The following is a 20,916-nucleotide window of genomic DNA, read 5'->3' as shown; positions in this document are numbered from 1 at the left end:
GTTCTTAGGCCTGCGAAGCAATGCGCTGCAGATGGCGCGTTTCGATCTGCTCGACCTCGGTGGCCGGCACGTAGTAGTCGATATGGTCGTCGTTGCTGCGGTGGATAAACGCCCAGATCATGCCCACCAGGCCAACGATGGCCATCCACCAGATATGCCAGGTCAGGGCAAAGCCGAACACCAGGCTGAAGGCGCCGATGATGAAGCCCGCGCCCGTGTTCTTAGGCATGTGGATCTTCTCGTAGCCTTCGGTCGGCAGCGTCTCGCCACGGGCCTTCATGTCGGCGAACGCGTCCAGGTCACGCACCACCGGGGTGTGCGCGAAGTTGTAGAACGGCGGCGGCGACGAGGTGGCCCACTCCAGGGTACGGCCGCCCCACGGGTCGCCGGTCACGTCGGCCAGCTTCTTGCGGTCGCGGATCGACACGACGATCTGCAGCACCTGGAAGAAGATGCCCAGCGCCACGAACACCACACCGACAACAGCCAGGTACAGCCACGGCGTCCAGGCGGGGTTGTCGGTGTGGTTCAGGCGGCGGGTCATGCCCATCAGGCCCAGCACGTACAGCGGCATGAAGGCGAAGTAGAAGCCGACCAGCCAGCACCAGAAGGCGCACTTGCCCAGGCGCTCGTTCAGCTTGAAGCCGAACGCCTTCGGCCACCAGTAGGTGATGCCGGCCAGGTAGCCGAACAGCACGCCGCCGATGATCACGTTGTGGAAGTGGGCGATCAGGAACAGGCTGTTGTGCAGGACAAAGTCAGCAGCCGGCACGGCCATCAGCACGCCGGTCATGCCGCCGATCACGAAGGTGATCATGAAGCCCAGCGTCCACAGCACCGGCGAGGCCATCTGGACCCGGCCGCGGTACATCGTGAACAGCCAGTTGAAGATCTTCACCCCGGTCGGGATGGAGATGATCATGGTCGTGATGCCGAAGAACGCGTTGACGTTGGCGCCCGAGCCCATCGTGAAGAAGTGGTGCAGCCACACGATGAACGACAGCACCATGATCGCGGCGGTCGCGTACACCATGCCCTTGTAGCCGAACAGCTTCTTGCCCGAGAACGTGGCAATGACTTCAGAGAAGATACCGAACGCCGGCAGGATCAGGATGTACACCTCGGGGTGGCCCCAGATCCAGATCAGGTTCACGTACATCATGGCGTTGCCGCCACCATCGTTCGTGAAGAAGTGCGTACCGACGTAGCGGTCCAGGCCCAGCAGCGCCAGGGTCACGGTCAGCACCGGGAAGGCGGCCACGATCAGCACGTTGGTGCACAGCGCGGTCCAGGTGAACACCGGCATGCGCATCAGCGTCATGCCAGGCGCGCGCATGCGCATGATGGTCACCAGGAAGTTCACACCGGTCAGCAGCGTGCCGAGGCCGGAGATCTGCAAGCTCCAGAGGTAATAGTCCACCCCTACCCCAGGGCTGTAGTCCAGGCCCGACAGCGGCGGGTAGGCCAGCCAGCCGGTCTTGGCGAATTCACCGACGCCCAGCGAGACGTTAACCAGCATGGCGCCCGACACGAACAGCCAGAAGCTCAGCGTGTTCAGGAACGGGAAGGCCACGTCGCGCGCGCCGATCTGCAGCGGCACGACCAGGTTCATCAGGCCGGTCATCAGCGGCATGGCCACGAAGAAGATCATGATCACGCCGTGGGCGGTGAAGATCTGGTCGTAGTGCTCAGGCGGCAGGACGCCGGTCGCGCCATTGGTGGCGAGCGCCAGCTGGGTACGCATCATGACCGCGTCGGCGAAGCCGCGCAGCAGCATGATCAGGGCGACCAGGCAGTACATCACGCCGATCTTCTTGTGGTCGACCGAGGTGAACCACTCGTTCCAGAGGTAGCCCCACTTCTTGAAATAGGTGATCGCGCCTAGCAGCGCGGCACCGCCCAGGGCGACGCCGGCCAGAACGACCATGATGATCGGCTCATGAAACGGAATCGCCGACAAACTCAACTTGCCAAACATCATTGCTCCTAGGATTGCGCGCCCAGCGTCGGCTTCACCGGCGTGGTCATCGACAGCTGCTCTTCACCGAGGGTGTTGCGCGACGTGCAGATCGGGCCGCCCTTGAACCCGTCGGCAGCCAGCGCGGCGCCGCTTTGGCCCATGTACTTGTGCAGGACGTTGTGGAAGAGCTGGTCTTCCACCTTGCCGTAGTACGTGACCGGCTCCTTCTCGCTGGGTTGTGCCAGCGTCTTGTAGCCTTCAACGCCCAGTTCGGTGGACGAGGCGCGAACCTTGGCGACCCACTGGTCGAACTCGTAGTTCGACATGGCGAGGGCCTTGAACTTCATGCCCGAGAAACCGCCGCCGCTGTAGTTGGCGGAAACGCCGTCATACGAGCCGGCTTCGTTGGCGATCAGGTGCAGCTTGGTTTGCATCCCTGCCATGGCGTACACCTGGCTGCCCAGTTGCGGGATGAAGAACGAATTCATGATCGAATCCGAGGTGATCTTGAAGTTCACCGGGGTGTCGACCGGGAAGGCGATCTGGTTGACCGTGGCGATCTTCAGTTCCGGATAGATGAACAGCCACTTCCAGTTCAGCGCCACCACCTCGATGGTGACCGGCTTCTTGCTGGATTCGAGCGGCTTGTACGGGTCCAGATCGTGCGAGGACTTCCAGGTGATGATGCCCAGCGCGATGATGATCAGGCAGGGGATCAGCCATACCACCACTTCGATCGCGGTGGAGTGCGACCAGTCGGGTTCATAGCGTGCCGAGGTATTGCTGGCGCGGTACTTCCACGCAAACCACAGCGTCAGCACGATCACCGGGACCACCACCAGCAGCATGAGCCAGGTGGCGATCAGGATGATGCCTTTGATGTCGACGCCGACCTGCCCCTTCGGGTCGAGCAGCGTCATGTTGCAGCCGGCCAGCAGGAGCAGGCCGAGGCAGGGCAGGAACCGCGTCCAACGCGGCAGTATGGGTTTCTTCATGTCACGACTGGTTTGGTTACACCGCGCTTTGGGCAAAAGCGTGGCTAAACCGCCTGATGCTCGCGCAAGAGGCGTGGGGCTATGGGAAAACCGGAAGGACGTGTCCTTAGCTGGCGTTGCGGTCTGGCGGCGGATCTAACGCCGGAGGACCATGCGGCCTTGCAACGCCATGAACACGGAAGGACAACTGACTGCGCGCGCTGCAGGCCCTGTGGGACCTTGCCGGCGCTGCGGCACCTGGTGGCCGAAACCGCGAACGGTCCCGGCTCAGTACAGCGGCCGGGTAGCGTTGGAATACGAGTTTTTTGCACTTCCCGACGGACCTGCCTTCATGGCAGGCGCGGTTTTCGGCCGGGGAGCGCAACACGTAAAACATCGTGGGCGCGACTGTACCGCAACGCAACATTAGGGGTAAACCCAACGGCACAGAACACACTGTCCGGCAGAACGGACAATCGAGATCACTGACCGCAGCGCGAGTCTTGATCGGCGTCAACGTCACAAAATCCGTGCGTAAATATGCAGAAAGCCGCGCATTGCGCGGCTTTCCCAAGGTGTGACAACGCCGTGTGGCATATTGTCGCAGTGCGTCAGAACCGACGTCGCAGGGTCAACCGTACCGGCGTGTGATCGACTCTGCCACGCACACCGGGCGATCACTGCCCTCACGCTCGACCGTCACTTCCCAGGTGGACTGCGCGCCCACCAGCTCGGGCGACTTCGGCAGCGGGTCGAGCCGTTCGACCTTGAGCAGCTTGATCCGTGCCCGCAACTTGCTGCCGACCGGGACGGGTGCGGTGAAGCGCACGCGGTTCAGGCCGTAGTTGACGCCGATCTTGGACGGCATGTGCAGGGCGTTGTGCATGAACTTGGGCAGCAGCGACAACGTCAGGAAGCCGTGGGCGATCGGGCCGCCATAAGGCGATTCCTTCTTGGCACGCTCCACGTCGACGTGGATCCACTGGTGGTCGCCGGTGGCCTCGGCAAACTGGTTGACCTGCTGCTGGGTCACCTCGATCCAGTCGCTGACCGCGACTTCCTGGCCCTGCAGGCCTTCCAGCTCTTCCAGCGATGCGATGGTACGCATGGCGGTTGTCTCCTCGATGGGTGGGTTGGTGTTTTTGCGCTCAGGCCGGCCGACGTCCGTACATGCCCATGCCCTTGACCGTGCAGACCAGCTCGCCGCGCTGGTTGGTGGCTTCCCACTGGGTGTGGACCACGCCGCGGTCCGGCTTGGACTGCGACGGCCGGGTATCCAGCACATTCAGCACGACGGTGAGCGTGTCGCCTGCGCAAACGGGCTTGAGCCAGCGGATCTCGTCGACGCCGGGCGAACCCATGCTGGCCGACTTGCCGGTGCTGCTCAGCACCAGCAAGCGCATCATGATCGAGCAGGTCATCCAGCCGCTCGAGATCAGCCCGCCGTAGATGCTCTTGGCGGCGGCTTCCTTGTCGATATGGAAGGGCTGCGGGTCGTACTGGCGGGCGAAGGTGAGGATCTCTTCCTCGGTGACGAGGTAGGAGCCCAGTTCACGGCGGCTGCCGACTTCAAAGTCCTCGAAATACAGCATCGGTTGTCTACTCCGTGTTATTGACGTTTGACTTGTCTGCGCGATGATCGCATGACGGGCGCTAGCGAGTGTCCGCATTTGCGGAACACAACCCTAACCTCGCGCAAAGAAAAAAACCGCGCCTGGGACTACGGCGCGGTTTCTGACTGGCCCTGCTTGGCTCAGGCGGCTTCCTGGAACCCCGGCTGGGCGGCAAACCTGCCCAGGTGGTGATCCACGTCGCCGAAGGTGGTGTTGATCAGTGTCAGCCGCTTGAACATGTGCGCGGCCGGCAGTTCGTTGGTCACGCCCATGCCGCCGTGGATCTGCACCGCCTCCTGGCCGACCGTGCGGGCTGCCTGCCCCACGCGCGCCTTGGCGGCGGAGACATAGCGGCGGCGCTCTTCCGGCGACACTTCCTCGAAGCGGGCCGCGGCCAGCAGCGTGATCGAGCGCGACTGCTCGGCATGGATAAACATCTCGACCATGCGGTGCTGCAGCGCCTGGAAGCGCGCGATCGGCTGGCCAAACTGCTGGCGCGTCTTGGCGTATTCCAGCGTGGCGGCGTTGAGCGTATCCATCACGCCCACGGCCTCCGCGCACAGCAGCACGGCGGCGTAGTCGGCGACCTGCTCGATGATCGCGAAGGCCTTGCCAGCCTCGCCCAGCAGTTGCGCCGGCGCGTCCTGGAAGGTGATATCGGCCGCGCGCAGGTTGTCGATGGTGCGGTAGTCCTTGATGCTGACGCCGGCGCCCTTGGCATCGACCAGGAACAGCGAGATGCCGTCCTGGTCGGCGTCGGCGCCGCTGCTGCGAGCCGACACGACCAGCTTGTCGGCCTGGCCGCCATGCACCACCACGACCTTGCGGCCGCTGAGCTTGCCCTCGCGGGCGGTCACGCGCACGTTGTTCAGTTCGTAGCGCGCCTGCGGCTCGTTGAAGGCCACGGCCAGCTTCAGCTCGCCGCCGGCGACCTGCTCCAGCAGCGCATCCTGGCCGCCGGCCAGGCCGAGCGCATAGGCGCCCACCACGGTAGCCAGGTACGGCTCGACGATCAGGCCGCGGCCCAGCTCCTGCTGCACCACCATCATGTCCAGGGCCTTGCCCGCAAAGCCGCCCTGCTCTTCCGGCACCGGCAGCGCGGTCAGGCCGAGCTCGACCAGCGAGCCCCATGCGGCCTCGCCGTAGCCGGCGGCGCTTTCATAGTTCTGTTTGCGGGACTCGAAGCCGTAGTCCTTGTCGATAAAACGGCGGACGGCGTCGGCCAGCTGCTTCTGTTCGTCGCTGAGATTGAAGTTCATGTTACGTGTCTCCTCACAGCCCCAGAATCATCTGGCTGATGATGTTCTTCTGAATTTCGTTGGACCCGCCATAGATGGAGGTCTTGCGATAGTTGAAGTAGTACGCGGCCAGCGGCGCGGCGTCGTCGTAGCCGGTGACAGCGTGCTCGGTCTCGCACTCCAGGTAGGCGGTGTCGAACGGCTGGGCGTACGGGCCGACGGCCTCGACCATCAGCTCGGTCAGCAGCTGCTGGATCTCGGTGCCCTTGATCTTGAGCATGGAGGCCTCGGGGCCGGGGCCCTTGCCGGCGGCTTCGCTCGAGACCACGCGCAGCACGGTGATCTCCAGCGCCATCAGCTCGATCTCCAGCGCGGCGACCTTGGCGCCGAACACCGGATCCTCCAGCAGCGGCTTGCCGTTCTTCTGCTGCTGGCGCGCCACGCGCTTCAGGAAGCCCAGCTCGCGCTTGGAATTGCCGACGCGGGCGATGCCGGTGCGCTCATGGCCCAGCAGGTACTTGGCGTAGGTCCAGCCCCTGTTCTCTTCGCCGACGCGGTTCTCGACCGGCACCTTGACGTTGTCGAAGAAGACTTCGTTCACCTCATGCTCTTCGTCGAGCATGATGATCGGGCGCACGGTGATGCCCGGCGTCTTCATGTCGATCAGCAGGAACGAGATGCCTTCCTGCTTCTTGGCTTCGGGATCGGTCCGCACCAGGCAGAAGATCATGTCGGCGTGCTGGCCGAGCGTGGTCCAGGTCTTCTGGCCATTGACAATGTAGTGCTTGCCGTCCGGGGTCAGTTCGGCGCGCGTCTTCACCGACGCCAGGTCCGAACCCGAGCCCGGCTCCGAATACCCCTGGCACCACCAGTCGGTGCAGTCCAGGATGCGCGGCAGGAAGTAGGACTTCTGGTCCTCGCTGCCATACTTGATGATCACGGGCGCAACCATCGCCACGCCGAACGGCAACACCCCGGGTGCGCCGACGCGGGCATTCTCTTCGTCCCAGATATGGCGTTGTGTAGCGTTCCAGCCGGTGCCGCCGTACTGGACGGGCCAGTGCGGCGCCGACCAGCCCTTGCCGGCGAGGATCTTGTGCCAGCGCACCAGGTCGTCGCGGTTCGGACGGCGGTGGTTGAGAATCTTGCTGCGGATGTCCGCCGGCAAGTTGGCTTCGAGCCAGCTACGCACTTCCTCGCGGAAGGCGTTGTCGGACGCCGAGTAGTTGAGATCCATGCCCGTCTCCAGTGGTGCCGGCGTACTCTGAAGCTGCCGGCGGATTGTTCTGCCTGCGCGTCATGCGCCGACAGCAACGGGCACAGGACGCAATTCAGTGAGCCGTCTGCTTCAGCGCATCCGGCACTACGAGCGGAAAAGTCTCGATGCCCTCCTCGGCCAGCGCCTGCACTTCCTCCGGCGAGGCCGAACCGCGGATGCCGCGTTCCGGCGCTTCGTCATAGTGCATGCGCCTTGCCTCTTCGGCAAAGCGGTCGCCAACATCCTCGGTCTGGGCCAGCACCTGCTTCACTGCCTTCAAATAGAGCGCTTGCAGTGTTGCCGGTGGCGCGGCTTGCTGCGCCGTCTGCTGCGCCGGCTTGGCGGCGCCCTTGGGCGCGGTCGCGCCCGACAGGTTCAGGCGCGGCGCGCTGGGCAGCCGCGTTACGGCGTGGTCGCCACAGACCGGGCATTGGACGAGGTCACGCGAGATTTGCGACTGCGCTTCTTCCTCCGAGGCAAACCAGCCCTCGAAACGATGGTCTTGCGCACAGCGCAGGTCGAGCACCTTCATGATCTTTCCAGCCCGTCAAAAGCTATATTATCCGTGAATCGAAATTTTGTGAACGGTCGTGCTAAATTTTTTCGAACGACCGTTCGGAACAGCTGCATGCCGCACCCATCACGCCGCGCGCCGTGCCTTGTCACCAGCTTAGCGCAGGCCGGGCCAAGACGCCGACGTGACGAGTGCGCATCTCAGCCTGGCAGTGGCTGCTCGCCTGGCTGCCAGGCGCCGGAGATCACTTTTTCCAGCCAGAAAGCGCCGATGATGGTCTTCACGTCGGTAATGCGCCCGCTGCGGACCCAGTCGATCACCTGTCCTACCGGGGTGATGAAGGTCTCGATGAACTCGCCGTCGTCCAGTTGCGCTTCGCCGTGCGTCAGGTCGCGCGCCAGGAAGATGTCGATGAATTCGGTCGAATACGAGATCACCGGATGGATGCGCGTCAGGTAGTCCCAGCGCGCCGCGCTGTAGCCGGTCTCTTCCAGCAGCTCGCGCTCGCCGCAGCGCTGCGCGCCCTCTTGCGGATCGAGCTTGCCGGCCGGGAATTCCAGCATCACTTCGCCGATCGGGTAGCGGAACTGGCGCTCCATCAGCACGGTGCCGTCATCGAACAGCGGGATCATCATCACCGCGCCGGGGTGGACGATGTACTCGCGCCCGGTCTGCTTGCCGTCGGGCAGCCTGACAATGTCTTGCTTGAGGGTAAGGAACTTGCCGCGATGGACCGTGGCCGAGGCGACGCACACTTCCTTCAGTGCGTCGTCGTTCTCAGTCTGGTCGGCGGGCAGCGAGGTACCGCCTTGAGTCTTGTCGGTCATGGACGCTCCGGATCAGGCAGGGCCCGGGGCCGACAAGACCGGCTTCAGGCCGTGCGGTGTTTGACGAGGTATTGCCAGGTGAAGCCCGGGAAGGCAAACACCAGCATCATGCAGGCGGTGATGGCGTAGAACTGCCAGCCCTGCGGGAAGGCGTTGCCAAGGCTGGCCTCTACCGCAAAGCCGGCGGCGCCGGCCACCAAGTACCACACGATCAGCTCCAGCAGGCGTAGCCACAGGGACTTGCGCGCCTGCCGCAGCGGGATCACCGCGAACAGGCGCTGGTTCACAAACGGCAGGTTCGCACTGACCAGTGCCAGCAGGATGACAAACCAGCCGCTTGCGGATGCGCTCATGGCGTGTGGCGGATCAGGAACCCAGCGTCGAGCGGATGGCCTGGTAGCACAGGTTCATCAGCGCGGCCGGGAAAATGCCCAGCAGGATCACCGCGGCGCCGTTCACGCTCAGCATCGAGCGCAGGCCGAAGGTGGCCTCCAGTTCCTCTTCGGCGGCGGGCGCATCGAAGTACATCAGCTTGACGATACGCAGGTAGTAGAACGCGCCAATCAGCGAGAACATCACCGCCACCACGGCCAGCCAGGTCATGCCGGCCTTGACCACCGCATCCAGCACGGCCAGCTTGGCATAGAAGCCCACGGTCGGCGGAATGCCGGCCAGCGAGAACATCATCACCAGCATCAGGAAGGCGAACCACGGGTTGCGGCGCGACATGCCCTTCAGGTCTTCCAGCGTCTCGGCCTCGAAGCCCTTGTTCGTGCGCAGCAGGATGATGCCGAAGGTGCCCAGCGTGGTCAGCAGGTAGGTCACCGAGTAGAACATCGCCGAGCTGTAGGCATCCGCGGCGCCGTCGGCCTTGTTGGCCACCACGCCCGAAAGCAGGCCCAGCAGCACGAAGCCCATGTGCGAGATGGTCGAGTACGCCAGCATCCGCTTCAGGTTGCTCTGCACGATGGCGGTCAGGTTGCCGATGGCCAGCGACATGATCGACAGCACCACCAGCATCATCTGCCAGTCGTTGGCCAGCGGCAGCAGGCCTTCCACCAGCACGCGGATAAACAGCGCGAACGCCGCGACCTTCGGGCCGCCGGCGATCAGCAGCGTCACCGCGGTCGGCGAGCCCTGGTAGATGTCCGGGATCCACATGTGGAACGGTGCGGCACCCAGCTTGAACGACAGGCCGGCGACGATAAAGACCACGCCGAAGGCCAGCATGGTGGTGTTGACGCGGCCCGACTCGACCACGCGGAACACCTCGCCCAGGTTCAGCGAACCGGTGGCGCCATACATCATCGAGATGCCGTAGAGCAGGAAGCCCGAAGCCAGCGCACCCAGCACGAAGTACTTCATCGCCGATTCAGAGGTCACGCGCGAATCGCGGCGCAGCGCCACCAGCGCGTACGACGACAGCGACAGCAGTTCCAGGCCCAGGTACAGGGTCAGGAAGTTGTTGCCGGTGATCATCACGATCTGGCCGCCGAGCGTAAACAGCGCGAGCTGGTAGAACTCGCCGGCGAACATGTCGCGCTCGGCCAGGTAGCGGCGCGTGTAGACCAACGTGATGAACAGGCCGGCAGCACAGAATGCCGACAGCACGTTCGCCATCGGGTCGATCACCACCAGGTTCGAGAACGCGTAGTGCGTCTCGCCGCCGGCGGCGTTCAGGCCGAACCAGACGGTCAGCACCAGGGTGGTCAGCAGCGACAGCGGATAGGCCACGCTTTGCTTGCCCTTGCCGCGTGCAAGGTCGATCCAGTTGACCGCGCCGATGGCGATCGCCAGGAAAATGATCGGCGCCACGGGGCCGAGTGTCGAGGACGGTTGCATGTTGATATCTCTCCCCGATTACAGCTTGGACTGCGCCGCATGCTGCAGCAGGTTCACCACGGACGGGTGCATCACGTCGGTAAAGGGCTTCGGGTGCAGGCCCATATACAGCGTCATGATGGCCAGCAGGCCGAGCATGACGAACTCACGCTTGTTCAGGTCGGCCAGCTCGCGCACGTGCTGGTGCACGACGTCGCCGAAGATCACGCGCTTGACCATCCACAGCGAGTAGGCGGCGCCGAAGATCAGGGCGGTGGCAGCCAGCAGGCCGATCCAGAAGTCGAACTTGACCGCGCCCAGGATCACCATGAATTCCCCGACGAAGCCCGAGGTGGCCGGCAGGCCACAGTTGGCCATCGCGAAGAACACCGCCAGCGCCGCGAACTTGGGCATCGTGTTGACCACGCCGCCGTAGTCGGCGATCTGGCGCGAGTGGACACGGTCGTACAGCACGCCGATGCAAAGGAACATCGCGCCGGAGATAAAGCCGTGCGAGATCATCTGCACGATGCCGCCTTCAACGCCGATGTCGCTGAAGATAAAGAAGCCCAGCGTGACGAAGCCCATGTGCGCGATCGACGAGTACGCCACCAGCTTCTTCATGTCCGCCTGCACCAGCGCGACCAGGCCGATGTAGATCACGGCGATCAGCGAGATCGTGATGATGAACGGGGCCAGGTAATGGCTCGCGTCAGGTGCGATCGGCAGCGAGAACCGCAGGAAACCGTAGGCGCCCAGCTTCAGCATGATGGCGGCCAGCACCACCGAACCGCCGGTCGGCGCTTCCACGTGGGCGTCGGGCAGCCAGGTGTGCACCGGCCACATCGGCACCTTGACCGCGAAGGCGACGAAGAAGGCGATAAACAGCGCGATCTGCTCGTTCATCGACAACTTGGCCTGGTGCCATTGCAGGATGTCGAAGGTGCCGGTCTTGTTGTACAGGTACAGCAGCGCGATCAGCGTCAGCAGCGAGCCCGCCAGCGTGTACAGGAAGAACTTGAACGCGGCATAGACACGGTTCGGGCCGCCCCAGACACCAATGATGATGTACATCGGGATCAGCGTGGCTTCGAAGAACACGTAGAACAGCATGCCGTCCAGCGTGCAGAACACGCCGACCATCAGGCCCGACAGGATCAGGAACGAGGCCATGTATTCGGCCACACGCTCGGTGATCACCTCCCAGGCCGAAATCACCACGATCACCGTGATGAAGGCGGTCAGCACGACGAACCACATCGAGATGCCGTCAACCCCCAGCAGGTAGTTGATATTGAAGCGTTCGATCCAGTTCGCCTTCTCGACGAACTGCATCGACGCGGTGGTGCGGTCGAAGTGGAAGATCAGCGGCAGCGTGACGACGAAGCTCGCGATCGAGCCGAACAGCGACATCCACCGCACGAAGCCCGGGCTCCGGTCGGAGCCGAAGGCAAGGATCAGCAGGCCGAAAAAGATAGGCAGCCAGATTGAGAAAGACAGAACCATTTCTATGTTTTCCTTACTTGGTGCCTATCACTTGGTGCCGATCACGCCCGTGACCGTCAGCGTCAGCAGCACCAGCATGCCGACGATCATCGCGAATGCGTAGTGGTAGATATAGCCCGACTGCAGGTAGCGGCTGGCCGAGGCGAACGAGGCCACCACGCGCGCCGAACCGTTGACGATCAGGCCGTCGATCAGGCCCTGGTCGCCGCCCTTCCACAGGCCGGTACCGAGCAGGCGTGCGCCACGGGCGAACACCGCCTGGTTGATGGCATCCATGTAGTACTTGTTGTCGAGCAGCTTGTAGAGACCCGAGAAGCGGTTCGCGATGGCTTCAGGGATATCCGGGCGCTTCATGTAGAAGAACCACGACAGCACCACACCGGCGATGGCCAGCCACAGCACGGGGGTGGTCAGCGAGTGCAGCGCCATCGGCGACCAGCCGTGGAACGCTTCCTTGAGCTCGGCCATGGCGTGGTGGTTCTCGCCGACGAAGATCACGTCCTTGAAGGCAACGCCGTCCTTGAAGAAGTTGCCGAACAGCATCGGCTCGATCGCGATCGCGCCGATGATCACCGACGGGATCGCCAGCAGCACCAGCGGCAGCGTCACCACCCAAGGGGACTCGTGCGGCTTCTCGCCCGGAGCCAGGCCGTGGTGATGGTCAGCGGAGACTTCCTCGTCCTCGTGGTTCTCGTGGTGATGTGCGTGCCCCTCCTTGCCAAAGCGCTCTTCGCCGTGGAACACCAGGAAGTACATGCGGAACGAGTAGAACGCCGTGACGAAGACACCGGCCAGCACCGCGTAGTAGGCAAAGCCCGAGCCCGCGATATGCGATTCGGCCACGGCCTCGATGATCGAGTCCTTGGAATAGAAGCCCGCGAAGAACGGTGTGCCGATCAGCGCCAGCGAACCGACCAGCGAGGTGATCCAGGTGATCGGCATGTACTTGCGCAGGCCACCCATGTTGCGGATGTCCTGGTCGTGGTGCATGCCGATGATGACCGAACCGGCGCCCAGGAACAGCAGTGCCTTGAAGAACGCGTGCGTCATCAGGTGGAACACGGCCACCGAGTAGGCCGAAGCGCCCAGCGCCACGGTCATGTAGCCCAGCTGCGACAGCGTCGAGTAAGCCACCACGCGCTTGATGTCGTTCTGGATGATGCCCAGGAAGCCCATGAACAGCGCCGTGATGGCACCGATCACCAGGACAAAGGACAGCGCCGTATCCGACAGCTCGAACAGCGGCGACATGCGCGCGACCATGAAGATGCCGGCGGTCACCATCGTGGCCGCGTGAATCAGTGCGGAAATCGGGGTCGGGCCTTCCATCGAGTCAGGCAGCCAGACATGCAGCGGGAACTGCGCCGACTTGCCCATCGCGCCGATGAACAGGCAGATGCAGGCCACGGTGATCATCAGCCAGTCGGTGCCCGGGAAGATCACGGTCGCCAGCTGGTCGCGCGCGGCGAACACTTCGGTGTAGTTCATGCTGCCGCTGTAGGCCAGCAGCAGGCCGATGCCCAGGATAAAGCCGAAGTCGCCGACGCGGTTGACCAGGAACGCCTTCAGGTTGGCGAAGATCGCCGTCGGGCGGGTGTACCAGAAGCCGATCAGCAGGTACGACACCAGGCCCACCGCTTCCCAGCCGAAGAACAGCTGCAGGAAGTTGTTGCTCATCACCAGCATCAGCATCGAGAAGGTGAAGAGCGAGATGTAGCCGAAGAACCGGTTGTAGCCGGGATCGCCTTCCATGTAGCCGACGGTGTAGATGTGCACCATCAACGAGACGAAGGTGACGACCACCATCATCATCGCCGTCAGCGAATCGACCAGGAAGCCGACTTCCATCTTCAGGCTGCCGATGGCCATCCACTCGTACACGGTGGCGTTGAAGCTGGCGCCGTTCATCACGTCGATCAGCACCATCACCGACAGCACGAAGGAAATGGCAACGCCCAGGATCGTGGCGGTATGCGCCACGATCCGGCCGCCGCGCGACTCCGAGGAAAACAGGTCGAAGAACTTGGTACCGAACAGGCCGGCGATTGCGGAGCCGACTAGCGGCGCCAGCGCAATCGCAAGCAGCAGGTTGGGGTTGAGCGTGGTTGCCATAGGACGCTTAGTGGTGTGCGGTCGGTGAGTCTTGGGTATCTGCGTAGTGCGGCACGGATCAGCCCTTGAGGGTGTCCAGGTCGTCCACGTTGATCGTATCCAGGTTGCGGAACAGCACCACCAGGATTGCCAGACCGATTGCCGACTCGGCGGCGGCCACCGTGAGGATGAAGAAAACGAAAACCTGACCAGCCAGGTCGCCCAGGTAATGCGAGAAGGCGACGAAGTTCATGTTCACCGCAAGCAGCATCAGTTCGATCGCCATCAGCAGCACGATCACGTTCTTGCGGTTCAGGAAGATGCCGACGATGCTGATCGCGAACAGGATCGCACCGAGGACGAGATAGTGAGCGAGAGAGAGCACAGCGTTTCTCCGGGCTTTAGTTCTTATTGGCGGCAGCCGCGGCTTCCGTCTGCGAGGTCTGGCTTTCGGACTGCATCGGCACCAGGCGCACGCGCTCGTCGCGGCGGGTACGCAGCTGCGCCGACACGTCCTGGCCCTTGACGTCCTTGCGGCGGCGCAGGGTCAGCGCTACGGCGGCGATGATGGCCACCAGCAGGATGATGCCGGCCACTTCAAAGGCGTAGATGTAGTCGGTGTAGATCACCTTGCCGAGCGCGGCGGAGTTGGAGTAGCCCGGGTCCTGCGAACCGCTGGCGATCACCGGCGTGGTGGTGCCGATGAAGTTGCGCACCAGCACGATCGCCATCTCGGCGATGATCAGCGCGCCCACCACCGATGCCATCGGCACGTAGGTCCAGAAGTCCCGCCGCAGGTGCTCGATGTCGATATCGATCATCATCACCACGAACAGGAACAGCACCATCACCGCGCCGACATAGACCAGCACCAGCAGGATGGCGAGGAATTCCGCCTTGAGCAGCATCCAGATTGCGGCGGCCGTGAAGAACGACAGCACGAGGAACAGTGCGGAGTGCACCGGGTTCTTCGCAGTGATGACTTTCAGTGCGGAGAGCACCAGCACCAGCGCAAAGACGTAGAAGATGGTGGTCGTGAGTTCCATGGTCCCTATCGGATCCTCTCAGGGCCGTCCGGCACAAGCCATCCCCTTCGGGTGGCCCGCTCCTGCGGCATCCTTGCTTTGGCCCCTCACATTGAAGGGGCCGTATTCAAATTCGGTGGCAGCGGCTGCCAGGTCTGCTACTGGCGGCAGCCGCAAACCGGTCAGCGGTACTTGGCGTCGGCAGCCTTGGCCGCGGCGATCTGCGGCTCGTAGCGGTCGCCCACTGCCAGCAGCATGTCCTTGGTGAAGTACAGGTCGCCACGCTTCTCGCCGTGGTACTCCAGGATCTGGGTTTCGACGATGGCGTCGACCGGGCAGGCCTCCTCGCAGAAACCGCAGAAAATGCACTTGGTCAGATCGATGTCGTAGCGGGTGGTACGGCGCGTACCATCGTTGCGCACGTCCGACTCGATCGTGATGGCCAGCGCCGGGCACACCGCCTCGCACAGCTTGCAGGCGATGCAGCGCTCTTCCCCGTTGGGATAGCGGCGCAGCGCGTGCAGGCCGCGAAAACGCGGTGAGATCGGCGTTTTCTCTTCCGGGAACTGGACGGTGATCTTGCGCGCGAAGAGATAGCGGCCGGTCACGGCCATGCCCTTGAAGAGTTCCTTCAGGAGCAGGCTGTTGAAGAAGTCCTTGATGGCGAGCAGCATGATGCTTCCTAGTGTTTCCACACGGTGCGCGCCCTGCCGTGTTGCAGAAGGCGCACCGTCGTTTGGCCGTTCAGTGCCAGATGTTCCAAGGCGACTTGATCCAGATCGCCACGATGATCAGCCACGCCACCGTCAGGGGGATGAACACCTTCCAGCCCAGGCGCATGATCTGGTCATAGCGGTAGCGCGGGAACGAGGCGCGAATCCAGATGAAGACGGACAGCAGCAGGAATACCTTGATCAGCAGCCAGAAGAAGCCCGGGACCGCGTTGGTCAGCACGCTGTTGATCGGAGGCGCCCAGCCGCCGAGGAACATCAGCGCGGTCATCGTCGAGATGACGATCATGTTGATGTATTCGGCCAGGAAGAACAGCGCGAAACCCATGCCCGAATATTCGATCATGTGGCCGGCCACGATTTCCGATTCGCCTTCCACCACGTCGAACGGGTGGCGGTTGGTTTCGGCCACGCCCGAGATGAAGTAGACGCCGAACATGGGCAGCAACGGCAGCCAGTTCCACGACAGGATGTTGATGCCCATGTCGGCGAAGTAGCCGGTGTTCTGGCCATTGACGATGGCCGACAGGTTCAGGCTGCCGGCAACCATCAGCACCGTCACCAGCGCGAAGCCCATGGCGATTTCATACGACACCATCTGTGCCGCGGCGCGCATGGCGCCGATGAAGGCGTACTTGGAGTTCGAGGCCCAGCCGGCCAGGATCACGCCGTACACGCCCACCGAGCTGATCGCCATCACGTACAGCAGGCCGGCGTTCACATCGGCCAGCACTACTTCGGCCTGGAACGGAATCACGGCCCAGATCGCCACGGCGGGCATCAGCACCATCAGCGGGGCAATCAGGTACATGCCCCGGCTGACCTGCGTGGGCATCATGACTTCCTTGAGCAGCAGCTTCAGCACGTCGGCAATCGGCTGCAGCAGGCCGAGCGGGCCCACGCGGTTCGGGCCGATCCGCACGTGCATCCAGCCGATCAGCTTGCGCTCCCACAGAATCAGGTAAGCCACGCACAGCAGCAGCGGCACCACAATGACCACGGCGCGAATCAGGATCCACAGCGGCGTCCATACGCCGCCGAAGATGGCGTGGCCTTGCGAGGTAATCCAGTCGATCATGTTGCGTTCTCGCTATTCTTCTACGCTTAGGCGGTGACTTCGGCCTGCTGGCCGACCGGCAGTTCAACGGCCTTCTCGACCGTCACGGTGCCGAACATCCCGCCCAGCCCGGTGGCCGCCGGCGTTGCCGCCGGCACGCGCACGGTGTTGGCCGGCAGCGTGGCTTCGAGCACGGCCGGCAGCACCACGCTGCCCTGCCCTTGCGTGACGCGGACCGGGTCGCCCGACTGGATGCCCAGGCGGTTGAACAGGTCGGCCGGCAACGCGATCTGCATGGCGCGGCGCGCGGCGGCGGTGAGCTGCAGCGAATCGGCGCGGCGCACGATCGGGTCGGCGTGGTAGATGGGCACGTCGGCGATGCGTTCGATGCCGTTGGCGGCAGCGGCGCTGACGCGGATCGCCGCGTCGGTGCCGTTGTCCAGTTGCTCGGCAACCGGGGCCGACAGTACTTCGGCACGGACCGCTTCGGCGGTGTCGTAGTCGAAGCCGGCCACGTCCAGCAGGTTGCCCAGCACGCGCAGCACCTTCCAGCCCGGACGCGATTCGCCGAGTGCGCGGACCACGCCGTTGAAGCTCTGCGGCAGGCCTTCGCAGTTGACGAAGGTACCGGCGGTTTCCGTGAACGGCGTCACCGGCAGGATCACGTCGGCGTACTGCATGGCCGCTTCCGAACGGAACGGCGACAGCACCACCACCGTGTTGGCCTGGGCCAGCGCGGCCAGTGCCTTGCGCGGGTCGGCGGTATCGAACTCGGGTTCGGTGTTCAGCAGGATGTAGGCCTTGCGCGGCGTGTCCAGCATCGCCTGCGCATTGGCGCCGCCCTGCTTGGGCAGCGCGCCGGCGACATAACCGCCGACGGTGTTCGCGGCCTCGGTCAGGAAGCCCAGCGTCGCACCCGTTTCGGTGGCGATCCACTGTGCCAGCGCGTGCAGCGCCGAGAACTGCGGATGGCGCACGGCCTCGTTGCCGAGGAACACGGCGCGGCGCTCGCCCGACAGCAGGGCTTCTGCCGTCTTGCTGGCGGCATCGCCGCCGTCGAATCCTTCGGTACCGGCCGGAGCGGCCACGCCCTTGGCGGCAGCCACGGCACGGGCCACGCCGGCGAGGGCCGCGGTCCAGCCCGACGGCGCCACGTCGATGCGGGCGGCCACGGGCATCAGCAGGTCTTCACCACCTGCGCCCAGCACCGCGACACGGGCACCCTTCTTGGTGGCCTGGCGCAGGCGCGAGGCCAGCAGCGGATGATCCTTGCGCAGCGACGAGCCGATCACCAGCACGCGTTGCAGCGCGGTCACGTCGGCCACCGGCATGCCGAGCCACGGCGTGCCCTTCAGCCCGGCCGAGAAGTCGGACTGGCGCAGGCGGAAGTCGACATTGTCGCTGCCCAGGCCGCGCACCAGCTTGCCCAGCAGGAACAGTTCTTCCAGCGTGCTGTGCGGGCTGGCCAGCGCGGCGATCTGGTCGGCGCCATGCTCGCGCTTGATGCCGGCCAGGCCGTTGGCCACGTATTCGAGCGCGGTCTGCCAGTCGGTTTCCATCCATTCGCCGCCCTGCTTCAGCAGCGGGCGGGTCAGGCGGTCGGCGCTGTTCAGGCCTTCATACGAGAAGCGGTCCTTGTCGGAGATCCAGCACTCGTTGATGTCTTCGTTTTCCAGCGGCAGCACGCGCATCACGCGCTGGTTCTTGGTCTGCACCACCAGGTTCGCGCCCAGGCCATCGTGCGGCGACACCGACTTGCGGCGTGCCAGTTCCCAGGTACGGGCCGAGTAGCGGAACGGCTTGCTGGTCAGCGCGCCGACCGGGCACAGGTCGATCATGTTGCCCGACAGTTCCGAATCGACGGTCTTGCCGACGAAGGTGGTGATTTCCGAATGCTCGCCGCGGCCCAGCATGCCCAGCTCCATCACGCCGGCCACTTCCTGGCCGAAGCGCACGCAGCGGGTGCAGTGGATGCAGCGGGTCATCTCCTCCATGGAGATCAGCGGGCCCACGTTCTTGTGAAACACCACGCGCTTCTCTTCCTTGTAGCGCGATTCCGAAGCACCGTAGCCCACGGCCAGATCCTGCAACTGGCATTCGCCGCCCTGATCGCAGATCGGGCAGTCGAGCGGGTGGTTGATCAGCAGGAATTCCATCACGGACTTCTGCGCCTTGACTGCCTTCTCCGAATTGGTGAAGACCTTCATGCCGGGAGTTACCGGCGTGGCGCAGGCAGGCAGCGCCTTCGGGGCCTTTTCGACCTCGACCAGGCACATGCGGCAGTTGGCCGCGATGGACAGTTTGCGGTGGTAGCAGAAGTGCGGGATGTAGGTGCCCAGCTTGCGGGCGGCTTCCATCACCAGGCTGCCTTCAGCAACCTCAACCTTCTTGCCGTCGATCTCTAGTTCAACCATGTTCTGCCACGCTTAGATGTAGGCCGGAACCATGCACTGCTTGTGTTCGACGTGATACTCGAACTCTTTCCAGTAGTGCTTGAGCATGCCGCGGACCGGCATTGCCGCGGCATCGCCGAGCGCGCAGATGGTGCGGCCCATGATGTTTTCCGCGACGTTGTTGAGCAGGTCCAGGTCTTCCTGGCGCCCCTCTCCGTGTTCGATGCGATTGACCATGCGGTAGAGCCAGCCGGTGCCTTCGCGGCACGGCGTGCACTGGCCGCACGATTCCTCAAAATAGAAGTACGACAGGCGCAGCAGCGAGCGGACCATGCAGCGCGTCTCGTCCATCACGATCACCGCGCCCGAGCCCAGCATCGAGCCGGCCTTGGCGATCGAGTCGTAGTCCATGTCGGACGCCATCATCAGGTCGCCCGGCACCACCGGCGCGGACGAACCGCCCGGGATCACCGCCTTGATGCGCTTGCCGCCGCGCATGCCGCCGGCGAGTTCCAGCAGCTTGGCGAACGGCGTGCCCAGCGGGATCTCGTAGTTGCCGGGACGCTCGACGTCGCCCGAGATCGAGAAGATCTTGGTGCCGCCGTTGTTCGGCTTGCCCATCTTCAGGTAGTTCTCGGGGCCGACGGCCAGCAGGAACGGCACCGCGGCGAAGGTCTCGGTATTGTTGATGGTGGTCGGCTTGCCGTACAGGCCGAAGCTGGCCGGGAACGGCGGCTTGAAGCGCGGCTGGCCTTTCTTGCCTTCCAGCGATTCGAGCAGCGCGGTTTCCTCGCCGCAAATGTAGGCGCCGTAGCCATGGTGCGCGTGCAGCTGGAAATCGAAGCCCGAGCCCAGGATGTTGTCACCCAGGAAGCCGGCAGCGCGCGCCTCTTCGAGCGCTTCCTCGAAGATCTTGTACTCGTTCCAGATCTCGCCGTGGATGTAGTTGTAGCCCACGGTGATGCCCATCGCATACGCGCCGATGGCCATGCCCTCGATCAGCGAATGCGGGTTGTAGCGGATGATGTCGCGGTCCTTGAACGTGCCGGGCTCGCCTTCATCGGTATTGCAGACCAGGTACTTCTGACCCGGGAACGTGCGCGGCATGAAGCTCCACTTCAGGCCGGTCGGGAAGCCCGCACCGCCACGGCCGCGCAGGCCGGAGGCCTTGACGTCGGCAATCACCTGCTCGGGCGGGATCTTCTCGGTCAGGATGCGCTTCAGTTGCTGGTAGCCGCCACGCTTGACGTAGTCTTCCAGGTGCCAATTCTTGCCGTCCAGGCCGGCCAGGATCAGCGGCTGGATATGGCGGTCGTGCAGACTGGTCATGTTACTTGCCCCCCTTGGCTGCAGCCTCGGCCTTGAGCTCGTCCACGAGCGCGTCGAGCTTGTCGTCGCTCATGAAGCTGCACATGCGGGTGTTGTTGACGATCATCACCGGTGCGTCGCCGCAAGCGCCCATGCACTCGCCCTCTTTCAGGGTGAAGCAGCCGTCAGCAGTGGTCTCGTTGTAGTCGATCCCGAGCTTGCGCTTCAGGTAGTCGCCGGCCCGCTCGCCGCCCGACAGGGCGCACGGCAGGTTGGTGCAGACGGCGAGCTTGAATTTGCCCACCGGCTTGGTGTCGTACATGTTGTAGAAGGTCGCCACCTCTTCCACCCACACGGGCGGCATCTCGAGGTAGTTGGCGACGAACTGCATGACTTCGGGGGAAACCCAGCCCACCTCGCCCTGCGCCACGGCAAGCGCCGCCATCACGGCCGACTGCTTCTGGTCGGCCGGATACTTCGCGATCGCGCGATCGATTTCCTTGAGAGCTTCTGCTGATAGCATGGTCATTGCAGTAAAACGGCGGAGGCAGCGCACTGGGCGTCCTTCCGCAGGTTTGCAGCCGTCGCTGCCGTTCCGCC

General features: G+C 63.8%; 19 protein-coding genes. All 19 read right to left on the bottom strand.

Annotation, left to right across the window (positions count from 1 at the left end; all coding sequences use genetic code 11):
* Positions 1 to 4 precede the first annotated feature (4 nt).
* Entirely contained in the window at positions 5 to 1,978 is a 1,974-nt protein-coding gene (gene cyoB / locus K307_RS30610; protein ID WP_042887568.1) for a cytochrome o ubiquinol oxidase subunit I, read from the bottom strand.
* A gap of 8 nt (positions 1,979 to 1,986) precedes the next feature.
* A complete protein-coding gene (cyoA, locus tag K307_RS30605; RefSeq protein ID WP_042884685.1) occupies positions 1,987 to 2,955 on the bottom strand; it encodes a ubiquinol oxidase subunit II in 969 nt (322 codons plus the stop codon).
* A 610-nt stretch (positions 2,956 to 3,565) separates the two neighbouring features.
* Positions 3,566 to 4,042, bottom strand: coding sequence for a MaoC family dehydratase (locus K307_RS30600; protein WP_042884683.1), 477 nt, complete (start codon positions 4,040 to 4,042; stop codon positions 3,566 to 3,568).
* Positions 4,043 to 4,082: 40 nt separating this feature from the next.
* Positions 4,083 to 4,526, bottom strand: a complete 444-nt coding sequence (locus tag K307_RS30595; protein WP_042884681.1) for a MaoC family dehydratase — start codon at positions 4,524 to 4,526, stop codon at positions 4,083 to 4,085.
* Positions 4,527 to 4,687: 161 nt separating this feature from the next.
* On the bottom strand, positions 4,688 to 5,806 hold the full coding sequence (locus tag K307_RS30590) for an acyl-CoA dehydrogenase family protein (RefSeq protein ID WP_042884680.1): 1,119 nt from the start codon (positions 5,804 to 5,806) through the stop codon (positions 4,688 to 4,690).
* A 13-nt stretch (positions 5,807 to 5,819) separates the two neighbouring features.
* On the bottom strand, positions 5,820 to 7,022 hold the full coding sequence (locus K307_RS30585) for an acyl-CoA dehydrogenase family protein (RefSeq protein WP_042884678.1): 1,203 nt from the start codon (positions 7,020 to 7,022) through the stop codon (positions 5,820 to 5,822).
* Between the two features lie 94 nt (positions 7,023 to 7,116).
* Positions 7,117 to 7,575 carry a DUF1178 family protein gene (locus K307_RS30580; RefSeq protein ID WP_042884677.1) on the bottom strand — a complete coding sequence of 153 codons (459 nt, stop codon included), beginning with the start codon at positions 7,573 to 7,575 and terminating at the stop codon, positions 7,117 to 7,119.
* Positions 7,576 to 7,757: 182 nt separating this feature from the next.
* Positions 7,758 to 8,384: an NUDIX domain-containing protein gene (locus K307_RS30575; RefSeq protein ID WP_042884676.1), complete on the bottom strand. Its 627-nt coding sequence runs from the start codon at positions 8,382 to 8,384 to the stop codon at positions 7,758 to 7,760.
* A 44-nt stretch (positions 8,385 to 8,428) separates the two neighbouring features.
* Positions 8,429 to 8,737, bottom strand: a complete 309-nt coding sequence (locus tag K307_RS30570; RefSeq protein ID WP_042884675.1) for a DUF2818 family protein — start codon at positions 8,735 to 8,737, stop codon at positions 8,429 to 8,431.
* Between the two features lie 13 nt (positions 8,738 to 8,750).
* The gene (gene nuoN, locus K307_RS30565; RefSeq protein ID WP_042884674.1) at positions 8,751 to 10,226 is read right to left on the bottom strand and encodes an NADH-quinone oxidoreductase subunit NuoN; all 1,476 of its coding nucleotides are present in this window, start codon (positions 10,224 to 10,226) and stop codon (positions 8,751 to 8,753) included.
* Positions 10,227 to 10,244: 18 nt separating this feature from the next.
* The gene (locus K307_RS30560) at positions 10,245 to 11,711 is read right to left on the bottom strand and encodes an NADH-quinone oxidoreductase subunit M (RefSeq protein WP_042884672.1); all 1,467 of its coding nucleotides are present in this window, start codon (positions 11,709 to 11,711) and stop codon (positions 10,245 to 10,247) included.
* Between the two features lie 27 nt (positions 11,712 to 11,738).
* Positions 11,739 to 13,823: an NADH-quinone oxidoreductase subunit L gene (gene nuoL, locus K307_RS30555; RefSeq protein ID WP_042884671.1), complete on the bottom strand. Its 2,085-nt coding sequence runs from the start codon at positions 13,821 to 13,823 to the stop codon at positions 11,739 to 11,741.
* A gap of 58 nt (positions 13,824 to 13,881) precedes the next feature.
* A complete protein-coding gene (gene nuoK / locus K307_RS30550) occupies positions 13,882 to 14,187 on the bottom strand; it encodes an NADH-quinone oxidoreductase subunit NuoK (RefSeq protein WP_042884670.1) in 306 nt (101 codons plus the stop codon).
* 16 nt (positions 14,188 to 14,203) lie between these two features.
* Entirely contained in the window at positions 14,204 to 14,848 is a 645-nt protein-coding gene (locus K307_RS30545) for an NADH-quinone oxidoreductase subunit J (protein WP_042884669.1), read from the bottom strand.
* A 161-nt stretch (positions 14,849 to 15,009) separates the two neighbouring features.
* On the bottom strand, positions 15,010 to 15,501 hold the full coding sequence (gene nuoI / locus K307_RS30540) for an NADH-quinone oxidoreductase subunit NuoI (protein WP_042884667.1): 492 nt from the start codon (positions 15,499 to 15,501) through the stop codon (positions 15,010 to 15,012).
* Between the two features lie 70 nt (positions 15,502 to 15,571).
* Positions 15,572 to 16,636, bottom strand: a complete 1,065-nt coding sequence (gene nuoH / locus K307_RS30535) for an NADH-quinone oxidoreductase subunit NuoH (protein WP_042884666.1) — start codon at positions 16,634 to 16,636, stop codon at positions 15,572 to 15,574.
* A gap of 26 nt (positions 16,637 to 16,662) precedes the next feature.
* Complete coding sequence (gene nuoG, locus K307_RS30530; protein WP_042884665.1) at positions 16,663 to 19,029, bottom strand: NADH-quinone oxidoreductase subunit NuoG; 2,367 nt, start codon at positions 19,027 to 19,029, stop codon at positions 16,663 to 16,665.
* A 12-nt stretch (positions 19,030 to 19,041) separates the two neighbouring features.
* Complete coding sequence (gene nuoF, locus K307_RS30525; RefSeq protein ID WP_018313199.1) at positions 19,042 to 20,337, bottom strand: NADH-quinone oxidoreductase subunit NuoF; 1,296 nt, start codon at positions 20,335 to 20,337, stop codon at positions 19,042 to 19,044.
* A gap of 1 nt (position 20,338) precedes the next feature.
* A complete protein-coding gene (gene nuoE / locus K307_RS30520; protein WP_042884663.1) occupies positions 20,339 to 20,839 on the bottom strand; it encodes an NADH-quinone oxidoreductase subunit NuoE in 501 nt (166 codons plus the stop codon).
* Positions 20,840 to 20,916: the final 77 nt, after the last annotated feature.

Origin of the sequence: Cupriavidus necator A5-1 (assembly GCF_000744095.1) — a bacterium.
GTDB lineage: Bacteria > Pseudomonadota > Gammaproteobacteria > Burkholderiales > Burkholderiaceae > Cupriavidus > Cupriavidus necator_A.
This window is presented reverse-complemented; position numbering and strand designations above follow the sequence as displayed.

Excerpts from the sequence above, each read along its gene's own strand:
- cyoB (WP_042887568.1), bottom strand. The coding sequence starts at position 1,978 with ATGTTTGGCAAGTTGAGTTTGTCGGCGATTCCGTTTCATGAGCCGATC.
- cyoA (WP_042884685.1), bottom strand. The coding sequence starts at position 2,955 with ATGAAGAAACCCATACTGCCGCGTTGGACGCGGTTCCTGCCCTGCCTC.
- K307_RS30600 (WP_042884683.1), bottom strand. The coding sequence starts at position 4,042 with ATGCGTACCATCGCATCGCTGGAAGAGCTGGAAGGCCTGCAGGGCCAG.
- K307_RS30595 (WP_042884681.1), bottom strand. The coding sequence starts at position 4,526 with ATGCTGTATTTCGAGGACTTTGAAGTCGGCAGCCGCCGTGAACTGGGC.
- K307_RS30590 (WP_042884680.1), bottom strand. The coding sequence starts at position 5,806 with ATGAACTTCAATCTCAGCGACGAACAGAAGCAGCTGGCCGACGCCGTC.
- K307_RS30585 (WP_042884678.1), bottom strand. The coding sequence starts at position 7,022 with ATGGATCTCAACTACTCGGCGTCCGACAACGCCTTCCGCGAGGAAGTG.
- K307_RS30580 (WP_042884677.1), bottom strand. The coding sequence starts at position 7,575 with ATGAAGGTGCTCGACCTGCGCTGTGCGCAAGACCATCGTTTCGAGGGC.
- K307_RS30575 (WP_042884676.1), bottom strand. The coding sequence starts at position 8,384 with ATGACCGACAAGACTCAAGGCGGTACCTCGCTGCCCGCCGACCAGACT.
- K307_RS30570 (WP_042884675.1), bottom strand. The coding sequence starts at position 8,737 with ATGAGCGCATCCGCAAGCGGCTGGTTTGTCATCCTGCTGGCACTGGTC.
- nuoN (WP_042884674.1), bottom strand. The coding sequence starts at position 10,226 with ATGCAACCGTCCTCGACACTCGGCCCCGTGGCGCCGATCATTTTCCTG.
- K307_RS30560 (WP_042884672.1), bottom strand. The coding sequence starts at position 11,711 with ATGGTTCTGTCTTTCTCAATCTGGCTGCCTATCTTTTTCGGCCTGCTG.
- nuoL (WP_042884671.1), bottom strand. The coding sequence starts at position 13,823 with ATGGCAACCACGCTCAACCCCAACCTGCTGCTTGCGATTGCGCTGGCG.
- K307_RS30545 (WP_042884669.1), bottom strand. The coding sequence starts at position 14,848 with ATGGAACTCACGACCACCATCTTCTACGTCTTTGCGCTGGTGCTGGTG.
- nuoI (WP_042884667.1), bottom strand. The coding sequence starts at position 15,501 with ATGCTGCTCGCCATCAAGGACTTCTTCAACAGCCTGCTCCTGAAGGAA.
- nuoH (WP_042884666.1), bottom strand. The coding sequence starts at position 16,636 with ATGATCGACTGGATTACCTCGCAAGGCCACGCCATCTTCGGCGGCGTA.
- nuoG (WP_042884665.1), bottom strand. The coding sequence starts at position 19,029 with ATGGTTGAACTAGAGATCGACGGCAAGAAGGTTGAGGTTGCTGAAGGC.
- nuoF (WP_018313199.1), bottom strand. The coding sequence starts at position 20,337 with ATGACCAGTCTGCACGACCGCCATATCCAGCCGCTGATCCTGGCCGGC.
- nuoE (WP_042884663.1), bottom strand. The coding sequence starts at position 20,839 with ATGCTATCAGCAGAAGCTCTCAAGGAAATCGATCGCGCGATCGCGAAG.